At 68.4% G+C, this 13096-nt stretch carries 15 protein-coding genes; 5 read left to right on the forward strand and 10 right to left on the reverse strand.

From position 1 onward, the window contains the following. Positions 1–4: 4 nt before the first annotated feature. The 5 genes from prcA to BR31_RS0113265 form a co-directional block, all read right to left on the reverse strand. A complete protein-coding gene (gene prcA, locus BR31_RS0113245) occupies positions 5–817 on the reverse strand; it encodes a proteasome subunit alpha (RefSeq protein WP_027501392.1) in 813 nt (270 codons plus the stop codon). Beyond that, complete coding sequence (prcB, locus tag BR31_RS0113250; RefSeq protein ID WP_051637373.1) at positions 814–1692, reverse strand: proteasome subunit beta; 879 nt, start codon at positions 1690–1692, stop codon at positions 814–816. Before prcB ends, prcA begins: the two co-directional genes overlap by 4 nt. Next, on the reverse strand, positions 1689–1883 hold the full coding sequence (locus BR31_RS0113255; RefSeq protein WP_027501394.1) for a ubiquitin-like protein Pup: 195 nt from the start codon (positions 1881–1883) through the stop codon (positions 1689–1691). Before BR31_RS0113255 ends, prcB begins: the two co-directional genes overlap by 4 nt. A 128-nt stretch (positions 1884–2011) precedes the next feature. After that, positions 2012–3511 (reverse strand): depupylase/deamidase Dop, encoded by a 1500-nt coding sequence (dop, locus tag BR31_RS0113260; RefSeq protein WP_027501395.1) that lies wholly within the window; start codon positions 3509–3511, stop codon positions 2012–2014. Between the two features lie 81 nt (positions 3512–3592). Beyond that, positions 3593–4318: a carbon-nitrogen hydrolase family protein gene (locus BR31_RS0113265; RefSeq protein WP_051637374.1), complete on the reverse strand. Its 726-nt coding sequence runs from the start codon at positions 4316–4318 to the stop codon at positions 3593–3595. A gap of 222 nt (positions 4319–4540) precedes the next feature. On the opposite strand from BR31_RS0113265, the gene BR31_RS28530 reads away from it, so the two are divergent. Continuing rightward, complete coding sequence (locus BR31_RS28530) at positions 4541–5803, forward strand: DUF418 domain-containing protein (RefSeq protein ID WP_081830452.1); 1263 nt, start codon at positions 4541–4543, stop codon at positions 5801–5803. On the opposite strand, the gene BR31_RS0113275 is transcribed toward BR31_RS28530, so the two are convergent. Next, positions 5717–6097, reverse strand: coding sequence for a nitroreductase family deazaflavin-dependent oxidoreductase (locus BR31_RS0113275; RefSeq protein WP_027501397.1), 381 nt, complete (start codon positions 6095–6097; stop codon positions 5717–5719). The genes BR31_RS28530 and BR31_RS0113275 overlap by 87 nt on opposite strands. A gap of 35 nt (positions 6098–6132) precedes the next feature. Here BR31_RS0113275 and BR31_RS0113280 point away from each other — a divergent pair, with 35 nt between their 5' ends. After that, positions 6133–6681 carry an NUDIX hydrolase gene (locus tag BR31_RS0113280; RefSeq protein ID WP_027501398.1) on the forward strand — a complete coding sequence of 183 codons (549 nt, stop codon included), beginning with the start codon at positions 6133–6135 and terminating at the stop codon, positions 6679–6681. Positions 6682–6759: 78 nt separating this feature from the next. On the opposite strand, the gene arc is transcribed toward BR31_RS0113280, so the two are convergent. Further along, positions 6760–8535 carry a proteasome ATPase gene (gene arc / locus BR31_RS0113285; protein WP_027501399.1) on the reverse strand — a complete coding sequence of 592 codons (1776 nt, stop codon included), beginning with the start codon at positions 8533–8535 and terminating at the stop codon, positions 6760–6762. A gap of 185 nt (positions 8536–8720) precedes the next feature. On the opposite strand from arc, the gene BR31_RS0113290 reads away from it, so the two are divergent. Beyond that, positions 8721–9206, forward strand: coding sequence for a WKL family lipoprotein (locus BR31_RS0113290; protein ID WP_037176537.1), 486 nt, complete (start codon positions 8721–8723; stop codon positions 9204–9206). A gap of 74 nt (positions 9207–9280) precedes the next feature. On the opposite strand, the gene BR31_RS0113295 is transcribed toward BR31_RS0113290, so the two are convergent. Further along, on the reverse strand, positions 9281–10144 hold the full coding sequence (locus BR31_RS0113295; protein WP_027501401.1) for a tRNA (adenine-N1)-methyltransferase: 864 nt from the start codon (positions 10142–10144) through the stop codon (positions 9281–9283). Between the two features lie 163 nt (positions 10145–10307). On the opposite strand from BR31_RS0113295, the gene BR31_RS28535 reads away from it, so the two are divergent. Both BR31_RS28535 and BR31_RS0113305 read left to right on the forward strand, forming a co-directional pair. Continuing rightward, on the forward strand, positions 10308–11150 hold the full coding sequence (locus BR31_RS28535) for a RecB family exonuclease (RefSeq protein ID WP_231496476.1): 843 nt from the start codon (positions 10308–10310) through the stop codon (positions 11148–11150). Beyond that, positions 11147–11956: a thioesterase family protein gene (locus BR31_RS0113305; RefSeq protein ID WP_027501402.1), complete on the forward strand. Its 810-nt coding sequence runs from the start codon at positions 11147–11149 to the stop codon at positions 11954–11956. Before BR31_RS28535 ends, BR31_RS0113305 begins: the two co-directional genes overlap by 4 nt. A gap of 54 nt (positions 11957–12010) precedes the next feature. On the opposite strand, the gene BR31_RS0113310 is transcribed toward BR31_RS0113305, so the two are convergent. Together BR31_RS0113310 and BR31_RS31885 are read right to left on the reverse strand one after the other, a co-directional pair. Further along, positions 12011–12238 (reverse strand): hypothetical protein, encoded by a 228-nt coding sequence (locus BR31_RS0113310; RefSeq protein WP_027501403.1) that lies wholly within the window; start codon positions 12236–12238, stop codon positions 12011–12013. Beyond that, on the reverse strand, positions 12238–13096 hold an 859-nt coding region (locus tag BR31_RS31885), incomplete at its 5' end, for a 3-ketosteroid-9-alpha-monooxygenase, oxygenase component (protein ID WP_027501404.1). The genes BR31_RS0113310 and BR31_RS31885, both read right to left, overlap by 1 nt.

A 13096-nucleotide genomic window follows, 5' to 3' on the forward strand; every position in this document is an offset into this window, starting at 1 on the left:
CCGCTCAGGCCTTGTCGGTCCCGTTCTCGCCGGAACCGGAGTCCTCGCCGTTGTCCGACGTGGTCTCGGGTTCCTTCGCCTGCCCCGACCCGCCGACCATGTTGGCGGGCAGGAACCCGGCCAGCGCCGCGCCCGTGATGCGCTTGAACGCCCGGCGCGGGCGGGTCTGGTCGAGGACCGCGACCTCCAGTGCCTCGACACCGATGGCGCGCGGTTCGGCATCGCCGTTTCCGGGGATGCCGGTGCCGACCCGCAGTGCGTTCACCGCGACCTCGACCGCGGGGCCGAGCTCGAGATCTGGCTTGTACGACGCCTTGAGCTCGGTGCTGATCGGTTCGGTCGCGCCGCCCATCACCACGAAGTGCTTCTCGTCCACGATCGACCCGTCATAGGTGATGCGGTAGAGCTGCGCATGCTTCGGCTGCTCGACGCGGCCCACCTCGGCGACGCAGATCTCCACCTCGTACGGCTTGGGCTGCTCGGTGAAGATGGTGCCGAGGGTCTGCGCGTACGCGTTGGCCAGCGAGCGGCCGGTGACGTCGCGGCGGTCGTACGAGTAGCCGCGCATGTCGGCGTGCACGATGCCGGCCCGTCGCAGGTTCTCGAACTCGTTGTACTTGCCGACGGCGGCGAACCCGAGCCGGTCGTACAGCTCGCTCACCTTGTGCAGCGCGGTCGACGGGTTCTCCGCCACGAACAGCACGCCGTGCGCGTAGGTCAGCACGATGACGCTGCGGCCCCTGGCGATTCCCTTGCGCGCCAACTCCGAGCGATCTCGCATGATCTGCTCGGCGGAGGCGTAATACGGCAACGTCATGCGTTCTCACCCGCTTCCTCGGTGCGCTCGGCGATGACCGCCTTGGCGAGCGTGGACGTCCGTTCCTGGGGAACGGTGACGGCGCCTGCCGAGGTGATCACAACCGCGGTCGGATAGATCCCCCGGCTCACGTCGGGCCCGCCGGTGGCCGAGTCGTCGTCCGCGGCGTCGTAGAGGGATTCGATCGCGGCCCGCAGTGCGTGCTCCTCGTCCGCCTTCGGATCGAACAGCTTCTTGAGCGCGGACTTCGCGAACAGCGATCCGGAACCGACCGCGTGGTATCCGGCGCGCTCCTCGTAGCGTCCGCCGACCACGTCGTAGGACACGATCCGGCCGGCCTTCTCGGGCGTGGCCGAGTCCAGGTCGAAGCCGACGAGCAGCGGCACGACGGCGAGCCCCTGCATCGCCGCCGGGAGGTTGCCACGGACCATCGACGAGAGCCGGTTGGCCTTGCCGTCGAAGGTCAGGGGAACGCCCTCGATCTTCTCGTAGTGCTCGAGTTCGACGGCGAACAACCGCACCAACTCGATCGCCACGCCCGCGGTGCCCGCGATCCCGGCCGCCGAGTAGTCGTCGGTGACGTACACCTTCTCCACGTCCCGGCTGGCGATCAGGTTCCCCATGGTCGCCCGGCGATCACCGGCGATCAGCACACCACCGGCAAAGGTCAGCGCGACGATCGTGGTGCCGTGCGGAGCGATGTCCGCAGCATCCATCGAGTCACCCCTTCCGGCGCGCTGACGACCGAGGTCGATCCGGTTCTCCGGCAACAGTTCCGGCGCATGCTTGCGGAGGTGGTCGGAGAACGAGGACAGCTGCGAACCGAAGTGCAGCCGCTCTCCCCCGGCCACGGACCGCTGATGATCCGCCGTCACTGGCCGCCCTTTTGCACGTACGCGCGCACGAAGTCCTCGGCGTTCTCCTCGAGAACGTCGTCGATCTCGTCGAGGAGGTCGTCGGTGTCCTCGGCGAGCTTCTCCCGACGTTCCTGCCCCGCGGCACCTTCGCCGATCTGGGCGTCGTCGTCGTCGCCACCGCCACTGCGCTTGGTCTGCTCCTGCGCCATAGCCGCCGACCTCCTCTTAGCTCTTGCACAATTACCGCCACAACCAGTGTGCGCTCGTGCACGGACCCCTACCCTACCGAGTGCGAGGCACCCTGAGGTGGTGGACGAGCGTGTCGCGTGCGGCCGTCTCAGCTGGTGAGCTGATCGACCAGGTCAGCGGCGGAATCCACGGACTCGAGCAGTTTGCCCACGTGCGCCTTGCTGCCGCGCAACGGCTCAAGGGTGGGAATCCGGACGAGGGAGTCGCCGCCAAGGTCGAAGATGACGGAGTCCCAACTGGCCGCGGCGATGTCGGCCCCGAACCTGCGCAGGCACTCGCCCCGGAAATACGCCCTGGTGTCCGTCGGAGGGTTCCGGATCGCGTCCAGCACCTGCTGCTCGGTGACGAGCCGTTCCATCGAACCGCGGGCGACCAGGCGGTTGTACAGCCCCTTGTCGAGACGGACGTCCGAGTACTGCAGGTCCAGCATGTGCAGCTTGGGCGCCGACCAGGACAGGCCCTCTCGCTGGCGGAAGCCCTCGAACAGCCGGAGCTTTGCCACCCAGTCCAGCAGGTGCGCGCACTCCATCGGGTCCCGCTCGAGCATGTCGAGGACGGCCGCCCACTTGTCGAGCAGGTCCGCCACCCGCGGATCGTCGTTGCCCTGGCGTTCGGCGAACGCCGCGCACCGCTCGTGGTAGATCCGCTGCAGCGCAAGACCGGTCAGCTCACGACCGTCGGCGAGCGCGACGGTCTGTCGCAGGGTCGGATCGTGACTGATCAGGTGCACGGCGGTGACCGGGCGGGCGAGCTGTAGGTCGGACAGGTCGACGCCCGCCTCGATCAGGTCCAGGACCAGCGCGGTGGTGCCGACCTTGAGGTAGGTGGACCACTCCGCGAGGTTCGCGTCGCCGATGATCACGTGCAGGCGCCGGTACTTGTCGGCGTCGGCGTGTGGCTCGTCGCGGGTGTTGATGATGCCGCGCTTGAGGGTGGTCTCGAGACCGACCTCGACCTCGATGTAATCCGCACGCTGGGAGAGCTGGAACCCGGACTCGTCGCCGGACTGGCCGAGGCCGACGCGCCCGGAACCGCAGATCACCTGCCGGGAGGCGAAGAACGGCGTCAGTCCGGCGATGATCGCCGAGAACGGGGTCTCCCGGGAGCAGAGGTAGTTCTCGTGGGTTCCGTAGGAGGCACCCTTGCCGTCGACGTTGTTCTTGTACAGCTGGAGCCGCGGGGCGCCGGGAACGCTGGACGCGTGCCGCGCGGCCGCCTCCATGACGCGCTCCCCCGCCTTGTCCCAGACGACGGCGTCCAGCGGGTCGGTGCATTCGGGTGCGGAGTACTCGGGGTGGGCGTGATCGACGTACAGCCGGGCGCCGTTGGTGAGGATCATGTTCGCCGCGCCGACCTCGTCGGCATCGATCACCGGGGCCGGGCCGCTGAAGCGGCCGAGATCGAATCCCCTTGCGTCGCGCAGCGGCGATTCCACCTCGTAGTCCCAGCGGGTGCGCTTGGCGCGCGGCACACCGGCGGCCGCCGCGTAGGCCAGTACCGCCTGGGTCGAGGTCAGGATGGGGTTCGCGGTCGGTTCCGTCGGGGAGGAAATCCCGTACTCGACCTCGATACCGATGATGCGCTGCATGCCCCCGAGCCTAGATCGTCGGCGCGCTCGATCTTTCGACCGTTCCCACTTGGCGGTGCCGTGGCGTGGTTCAGGTCGGGGTCACAGCTCCACGGAGGCGACCGCACCCGGTTCGGATCCGAGCTGCCGCACCACCGTTCCCGCGCAATCCCAGACTCCTGAGCCGCCGCAGGTTCTCGCGAAACCACCCCCTGTCGGTCCGGCGAACCCCGCAAATGCGACCGGCAGGTCGTATGCCGTCGCGATCCTCCGGGCTCGGACATCGAACTCGGCGAGTTCGTCCGGTGCATGGACGAGACCCGCGACGTACAGATCGATGCCGAGCGCAGCGGTTCGGTCGAGGTGATGATCGATTCGGGTGTCCTTGCACACCCCGATGCCCACCCGCAGGCCCCTCACCTCGAGGCTCGCCGGGCCGCGCCCGGGCTCGAAATGTCTTGCCTCCTCCTCGGCGAGGGACATCTTGATGTAGGCGACGGTGACTCCGACGCCGGACACGGCGAGCACCCCGATGCCCCGGCCCCCGCCGCCGGTGTGGACCGGAGCGCCTGCCAAGGCGATGGCGCCCGTTCGCCGGCATGCCGCCATCAGCGGGAGGAGGCGCGGGTCCTCCGGATCGACTGCCTGCGCGTCCATCGCATATCCGCTCAACGACATCTCCGGGAAGACGACCAGATCGGCGGCAGCACTATCCACCGCCGCCGCGTGTGCGGCGACATTGCCCGAGAGGTCGCCGAGCACGGTCGTCGGCTGCGCAACTGCGACCCGGATGTTCAGGCCTGCGCTCGGCCGTTGTCTGCCACCCATCCTCGGATCGAAACACACCCGGGCCGAACCCGCCCCTCTCTCGAGGCAGCCCTAGATCGTTCGGTGTCAGACCGACGCTCCCTCGGCTTAAACGCCGATAAGCTGCGTTATGACATTATCCCGGGAAAGTGCAGGTCACGGCAGGATGCCGAACCGGTTGTCATCCCTCGAATCATCCCTTCGACGGACTCCCCCACCCTGGTTTCCGGGCACCCTTGCCTCATGCCCGAACCCACTCCCCGTTTCCACAGCCTGGACGTACTCCGTGGCATCGCGATCCTCGGAACGTTGGCGACCAACATCTGGATCTTCACCAATCCCGAGGGATTGGTCGGCTATCTGAACCGCACCGCGGCCGCCGCGGGCGGCTGGGGGTGGATCGAGAGGGTGCTCCAGCAGCTGGCCCAGGGCAAGTTCCTCGGGCTGCTCACGCTGATGTTCGGGATCGGGCTCGCCATCCAGCAGCGCTCCGCCGCTCGGGCGGGCAGGCCGTGGCCCGGTGGGTACCCGTGGCGCGCGGCGCTGCTGTTCGTGGACGGCATCGTGCACTACCTCCTCGTCGTCGAGTTCGACGTGCTCATGGGGTACGCCGTCACCGGCCTGGTCGTCGCGTTCGTACTCGCGAGCAGCGAACGCGCACAGCGTCGTTGGATGCTCTGGGCCGCGGCGATCCATCTGGGGCTGCTCACGCTCGGCACCCTCGCGTTGGCGGCCGAGCCGGCGCGACCCGCTCCCCCGCCGCTCGACCCGAACCCGTACGCGGACGGATCATGGTGGGACCTCGTCCTCTTCCGGATCGAGAACGTGGTGTTGTTCCGCATCGAGCCGATCTTCATCTTCGCGCTGTCGATCGCGTTGTTCCTGCTCGGCGCCAGGCTGTTTCGAGCGGGCGTACTGGCGCCCTCCGGGGCCGCGATCCGGCGCCGCCTGATGGTCCTCGGACTCGGAGTCGCACTGCCCGTCGACCTGCTGACGGGGATCCTCGCCGGTGAGGAGAGCCTGCTGTTCACCCGATACGGGACCGCGCCGATCGTCTCGCTGGGACTGCTCGCACTGGTCGCCGAGTTCTACTGTCGCCGAACTCGCATCGGGTTCTGCGGCAGCAGGCTCGCGGGCGTCGGGCGAACGGCGCTGAGCTGCTATGTCCTCCAGAACCTCGTCGCGTCGGCGCTCTGCTACGGCTGGGGTCTCGGCCTGGCGGCGCGCCTGTCGCCCGACGCCCGCGTGCCCGCGACCGTCGCCATCTACCTCGGCGTCAGCGCGGTGGTGATCGCCGCCGCACACCTGTGGCTGCGCCGGTTCGATCGCGGCCCCGTCGAATGGCTCTGGCACCGAAGCTATCTCCTGCTCGCAGGAGATAGCCCCGTCAGGCGCTCCCGCCCGGGAACACCGACGGCGTCAGCGGTCGATCCGGCATTGCAGGTAGCTGTCGGCACCGACCCGGCGGAGCACGAAGCGGACTCCGCGAGGAGCCCAGTCCGCTGACGGATCGGTGACGAGCCTGGGCTCGATCAGGGAGACCAGCCGACCTCGGGTCGTGATGTCGACATGCCCGGCCGCCAGCACGTTCCGCACCCAGTCGCTGTCGGGGCCGTACGTCAGCGCGAACCGGTATCCGTCGCCGCGCCGGAACACGTTGACCGGCGTCTTGTACAAGCGACCCGATCGGCGGCCGCGGTGCAGCACGATGGCGTAGCCGGGCAACCAGCCGGCGACGAGCCTGCCGACGCGATTGGTGACCACCTTGTTGAACTCGGCGAGCCTGCGCGGAAGGGGCACGTGGTCAGCCTATCGCCACGTGGAACGATGGGCGCATGGATCAGCGCCCATCGTCGCCGCCTGGCGACCCCGCCGCACCCGACGAGGTGGTGACGGTCTACGACGCCGTGGGGTCGGTGACCGGCACGGCCCCGCGATCGCGGGTGTACGCGGAGGGTCTGTGGCACGCCAGCGCGGGAGTGCTGCTGCGCTCGATGGACGGCAGCCGGGTCTACGTGCACCGCCGCTCCCCCGACAAGGCGGTCTTCGGCGGCATGCACGACTGTCTCGCGGGCGGGGTGGTCGATCCCGGTGAGAGTCCCGGCGAGACCGCGGTCCGCGAGCTCGCCGAGGAACTCGGCGTCACCGGGATCGAGCTGTCCCCCATCGCCCGGGTCAGGTGGGACGGCCGATGGGACGGTAAACCGTTGCGATGCCACCTGTTTGCCTTCGAGGGGCGCTACGACGGCCCCATCGTCCACCAGGCGAGCGAGATCGTCGACGGTTGGTGGTGGACCGACGCGGAGCTGCGCGCGCATCTCGCCGACCCGTCATGGGCGTTCGTCCCCGACACCAGGGCGCTGCTCGCCGACTACTTCGCCTAGCCGGTCTCCGGTCCGTGCCACGACGCCGATCGGGCCGGGCACCCACGAATGGAGGTGCCCGGCCCGATCGGAGTGGTGCTACAGGTACTGGCCGGTGTTGGACTCGGTGTCGATGGCGCGGCTGGCACTGGCGTTCTTGCCGGTGACCAGGGTGCGGATGTAGACGATCCGCTCGCCCTTCTTACCCGAGATACGTGCCCAGTCATCGGGATTGGTGGTGTTGGGCAGGTCCTCGTTCTCGGAGAACTCGTCGACGATCGAATCGAAGAGGTGCTGCACCCGAAGTCCGGGCGCCCCCGTCTCGAGCACCGACTTGATGGCGTACTTCTTCGACCGGTCCACGATGTTCTGGATCATCGCGCCCGAGTTGAAGTCCTTGAAGTACAGGACCTCCTTGTCGCCGTTCGCGTACGTCACCTCGAGGAATCGGTTGTCGTCGCTCTCGGCGTACATCCGGTCCACGACACGTTCGATCATGGTCTTGATGCAGGCCGCCCGGTCCCCGCCGAACTCGGCCAGATCGTCGGCGTTGACCGGCAGGTGCTCGGTCAGGTACTTCGAGAAGATGTCCTGCGCCGACTCCGCGTCCGGACGCTCGATCTTGATCTTCACATCGAGCCGGCCGGGCCGCAGGATCGCGGGGTCGATCATGTCCTCGCGGTTCGACGCGCCGATGACGATGACGTTCTCGAGTCCCTCCACGCCGTCGATCTCGCTGAGCAGCTGCGGGACGACGGTCGTCTCCACGTCGGACGAGACGCCCGACCCACGGGTCCGGAAGATCGAGTCCATCTCGTCGAAGAACACGATCACCGGGGTGCCCTCGGAGGCCTTCTCACGGGCCCGCTGGAAGATCATCCGGATGTGCCGCTCGGTCTCGCCGACGAACTTGTTCAACAGCTCCGGGCCCTTGATGTTCAGGAAGTAGGACTTGGCGTCCTTGGCGTCCTGGCCCCGTGCCTCGGCGATCTTCTTGGCCAGCGAGTTGGCGACGGCCTTGGCGATGAGCGTCTTGCCGCAGCCGGGAGGGCCGTACAGCAGCACGCCCTTCGGCGGGCGCAGCGCGTATTCGTGGAACAGGTCCTTGTGCAGGAACGGCAATTCGACGGCGTCGCGGATCTGCTCGATCTGCCGCCCGAGGCCACCGATGTCGCCGTAGTCGACGTCGGGCACCTCCTCGAGCACGAGGTCCTCGACCTCCGCCTTGGGGATGCGCTCGAAGGCGTAGCCCGCCTTCGAATCGACCAGCAGGGAATCGCCCGGCCGCAGCTTGCGCGACGGCGAGTCGATGTCCTCGTCGTCGGGATGGATCGTCGCATCGGACGCGGCGAGCGCGAGCGGATGTGCGAGCCAGACCACGCGCTCCTCGTCGGCGTGCCCGACCACCAGAGCCCGCTCCCCGTCGTCGAGGATCTCGCGGAGGCTGCAGATCTCCCCGACCCGTTCGAAGGCGCCTGCCTCGACGATGGTCAGCGCCTCGTTCAGGCGAACGGTCTGCCCGGGCCGGAGCGTCTCGGTGTCGATATTCGGCGAGCACGTCAGCCGCATCTTGCGACCGGAGGTGAACACGTCGACCGTCTGATCCTCGTGGGTCGAGATGAGCACGCCGTACCCGCTCGGCGGCTGACCGAGACGGTCGACCTCCTCGCGGAGCGCGATCAACTGCTGACGGGCTTCCTTGAGCGTGTCCATCAGTTTGGAGTTTCGGATCGACAGTGAGTCGACACGGGACTCGAGCTCTCGTACCTGCTCGGGCGACTGGGCGAGCTGGCGGCGAAGACCAGCGGCTTCCAGACGTAGCGCCTCGAGCTCGGCCCGGGCGGCGAACGAGTCCGGATTCTCTGTTGCGCTCATGTGCGACTCCTCCCAGTGACGATCTATCAACGCTACAGCCGCTGTACCAAAACTGCGGACCGACAGGCGGACACGGACCGTCGGCGTCGCACAGTGTGGGACGGCGAGCCGACTCACGGGCACCATCTCTGATGTTAGCCTTACCTGACTAACTGGCACCCTGGCCAACCAGAAAGGCCTCACTCGTGATCATTCGCAAGTCCCTCATCGCCGTCGGAACCCTCGCCATGGCCGTCGGAGTCGCCTCCTGCAGCTCGGACGACTCGACCGGCGCCTCGGACGCCACCACCTCCGCCGCGGCCGCCAGCACCAGCGCCAGCGCCGCGGCCGCCGCGACCCCGACCGCCGCGGAGCTGCAGGCGACCCTGGTGACCTTCTTCGACCCGGCCGTCGGCACCACCGAGAAGGTCGCGCTCGTCGAGGACGGTAGCAGCCAGGCGGCGGTGCTCGAGCAGTTCAACGGGGTGCTGCGCGGCTACCCGCTGACCGCGGAGGTGACCAAGGTGACGGCGGTCGACGAGGACACCGTCTCGGCCACCACGACCATCGCGGGCCCGCACGGCGGCGCCGCCTCCGAGGTGGTCTTCGATCAGGTCGACGGCAAGTGGGTCATCTCGGAGGATGCCGCGTGCACCATCTTCTCGATGGGCAAGCTCACCTGCGTGAAGTGATTCGCGGCTTCGCCGCCCGTGAGTGATCTGCACCCCGATTGGGGTACAAATCACTCACGGGCGCGTAGCGCCCTCTAGACCTTCTTGTCCTTGCCCGCGCGGCGCTGCGGCTTCGGGGTGACGGTGCCCTCGGCCAGCTTGCGCGCGCTGACCAGGAACGCGGTGTGCCCCTGCATCCGGTGTTCCGGACGCACGGCGAGGCCGACCACGTGCCACCCGCGCACGATCGACTCCCAGGACCTCGGCTCGGTCCAGCACTCCTGCTCGCGCAGCGCCTCGACCACCCGGGACAGCTGGGTCACCGTCGCGACGTAGACGATCAGCACGCCGCCCGGCACCAACGCCTTCGACACCGCCGGCAGCGTCTCCCATGGCGCCAGCATGTCCAGGATCACCCGATCGACCGGACCGCCGTTCGCCTCGGCGTCGAAGTCCGCCAGGTCCGCGACTGTGAGCTCCCAGTTGTCGGGGCGGCCGCCGAAGAAGGTCTCGACGTTGCGGACCGCGTGCTCGGCGTGATCGTCGCGCACCTCGTACGAGATGACCTTGCCCTCGGGCCCGACCGCCCGCAGCAGCGAACAGGTCAGCGCGCCCGAGCCGGCTCCCGCCTCGAGCACCCGCGCCCCGGGGAACACGTCACCCTCGTGCACGATCTGCGCGGCGTCCTTCGGGTAGATCACCTGCGCGCCGCGCGGCATAGAGAGCACGTAGTCGACGAGCAGCGGCCGCAGCGCCAGGTAGGGGGTCCCGTTCGTGGAGGTGACGACGCTGCCTTCGGGGGCACCGATCAGGTCGTTGTGCACGATCCCGCCGCGATGGGTGTGGAACTCCTTGCCCGCCTCGAGGACCACCGTGTACTTGCGCGCCTTCGCGTCGGTGAGCTGAACGCGGTCGCCCTCCCGAAACGGTCCGGTCGGTCGCTTCTCGCGTGCGCTCACGTCTTGCCCAGCCACGACTCAGTTCTCCTCGTATTCAGCATTCCCGGCGACCCACGCGCCGGCCCCGACAGCGGTGTCGGACCCGCCGCATACCCTGCCAGGTGTGAGCTCTCCCGTGTCGACGCCCCCCGCCGAGTCATCCGACGCCGCCGACGCGGGGACCGTGACCCCGCGCTCCCGGCCCGCCCTGTCCCCGTCGCGGGCGGGCGACTTCAAGCAGTGCCCGCTGCTGTACCGCTTCCGCGCCGTTGACCGGATACCGGAGGTGCCGTCGAAGGCCCAGCTGAAGGGGACGGTGGTGCACGCGGCGCTGGAGTCGCTGTACGGACTGCCCGCCCAGGAGCGGGTCCCCGACCGCGCGGTGTCTCTTGTCGACCCTGCGTGGGAGCAACTGCTCGCCGACTCCCCCGAGATCGCCGACACCGTCCCCGCCGAGGAGCGGGTCGCGTTCCTGGCCGAGGCGCGCACGCTGATCGAGGGCTACTACCGGCTCGAGGACCCCACCCGGTTCAGCCCGGAATCGTGCGAGCTGCGGGTGGAGACCGAGCTCGACAACGGGGTACTGCTGCGGGGGTTCGTGGATCGGATCGACGTCGCCCCGAACGGCCACGTCCGCGTCGTGGACTACAAGACCGGCAGGGCTCCGCGGGAGATGAGCGAGTCCAAGGCACTGTTCCAGATGAAGTTCTATGCGCTGGTGCTGTTGCGCACCCGAGGGATCGTGCCCGCGCAGCTCCGGTTGATCTACCTGGCCGACGCCGAGATCCTCACCTACGCCCCGGACGAGGCCGAGCTGCTGCGCTTCGAGCGGACCCTGTCCGCGATCTGGAAGGCCATTCTCGCGGCCGGAGCCACCGGCGACTTCCGGCCGAATCCGGGGCGGCTGTGCAACTGGTGCGATCATAAGGTGCGCTGCCCCGCGTTCGGCGGCACGCCGCCGCCCTATCCCGGGTGGCCGGAGAGCCCGGCAGATGAAGTGCAGAAGTTCGAGGAGATCGTCGAGTGAGTGATCAGGCCTACTACGTTCCGCTGGGGTCGACCGAGGCCGGTGTCGAGCGATTCGCCACCACCGCCCTGACCGTGAGCACCTGGGCCGACACCATGCAGCACGGCGCGCCGCCCTCCGCGCTCCTTGTCCGTGCGCTCGAGCGCTGCCAGCAGCGCCCCGACTCCCGGCTCACCCGCGTGGTGATCGAGATCCTCGGCCCGGTTCCGCTGAGCGAGATCGAGGTGCGGTCCTGGGTGGAGCGCCCAGGCAAGCGGGTCGAGCTGGTGGTGGCGGAGCTGTGGGCCGCAGGCCCCGACGGCTCCGAGCGCGCGGTCGCTCGCGGCACCGGATGGCGCATGCAGACCGCGGACACCACCCCGGTCCAACACGCGGCGGATCCCGCGTTGGCCCCGCTGTCGCAGTCGCACACCATCGAGATGGAGGGCCGGTTCTGGGGCACCGGATTCGTCGCCAGCCTGGACTGGCAGTGGCTGGCGGAGATCGGTTGCGAGGGCCCCGGTCAGGTCTGGGCCCGCCCGAATCCCGCACTGGTGGAGGGCGAACCGCTCACCCCGATCCAGCGGCTCTTCACCGTCGCGGACGTCGCCAACGGCGTCGGCGCGAAGCTGCACCCCAGTGAGTGGACCTACCTGAACACCGACCTCACCGTGCACCTGTTCCGGGTGCCGGAGGGCGAATGGGTCGGCGTCTCCGCCGAGACCTCGTACGGCCCGGACGGTGTCGGCATGTGCGCGGGCGTGCTGCACGACGAGTCCGGACCGGTCGGGCGGATCAACCAGACGGTGCAGGTCCGGCCCCGCTAGCAGGCCAGACGGGTAGGGCCTCGCACCTGGGCGCGTGGCCTACCCGTCCGGCGGTCACTCGGAGATGGGGATACGACCGTCAACGGCGGCCGCGGCGATCGACTCGCGCAGTGCGGAGCACCGCCCCACGTGTGCGCCGCGCACCGTCAACGACGGATCGTCCCGATACTCGTGACAGACGGTCTCCGGGTGAGCGGTGTTCCACTGGACGCTGGTGTGCTGCCAGCTGTTCTTCTCGACGAGGACCTCGACCCCGCACCGCACACAGTCGACGTGCCGCATCAGACCGACAACTCCGCGCCGGTGTATCGGGCCAGGTTCTCGGCGACCTCCTGCTTCCACGCCTCGACCGGCTTGGTGGTGTCGAGCTCGAACTCGAAGCGGTCCACCATGTCCGGGGTGATGTCGGCGACGTCGACGTAGAACTGCTCGTACCAGCGGCGCAGCTGATAGACCGGTCCGTCCTCGGTGGTCAGCAGCGGGTTGTCGATCCGGGTCTTGTTCTTCCAGATCTCGATGTCCTGCTCGAAGCCGATGCCGATGTAGGCGATCATCAGGTCCACCACCTGGTCGGCGAGCTCGGCCGGGATCTGGTCGGTCTTCTTCACCGAGATGCCGTACATGAGCACGAACCTGTCCGGCGAGATCGGGTAGTGGCAGTTGATCAGGACGGACTCGACGTCGTACTTGTCGGTGTGGTACACGAGATCGTCGATCATGAACGACGGCCCGTGATAGGCGGCGATCGAGCGATTGCCGAGCAGCTTCGGCACGTCGGGATCGGTCCACCCCATGATGTCCTCGCGGCCCACGCCCGCCTGTTCCTGGATGGCGACGTGGCCCTCGAAGATGTTCTTGAAGTACGTCGGGAACGCGTAGTGCACGTAGAAGAAGTGCGCCATGTCGACGACGTTGTCGATGATCTCGCGGCAGTTGGTGTCGATGACGATCGACTTCCATTGCCACTCGGTCCACTCGGCATCATCGGACCGCGCGGCGGGGATCGCGACCTCCGGCGGCGGCGGGTTGCCCTCCGGGTCGTGCCAGACAAAGAGCAGCTCGTCCTGCTCCATGGTCTGCCAGGTGCGGGTGCGGGCCAGCGGGGGAACCCGGCGGGCGTAAGGGATGCCGGAGCACTTG

The sequence above is a fragment of the Rhodococcus sp. UNC363MFTsu5.1 genome (assembly GCF_000686785.1).
Lineage (GTDB): Bacteria > Actinomycetota > Actinomycetes > Mycobacteriales > Mycobacteriaceae > Rhodococcus_G > Rhodococcus_G maanshanensis.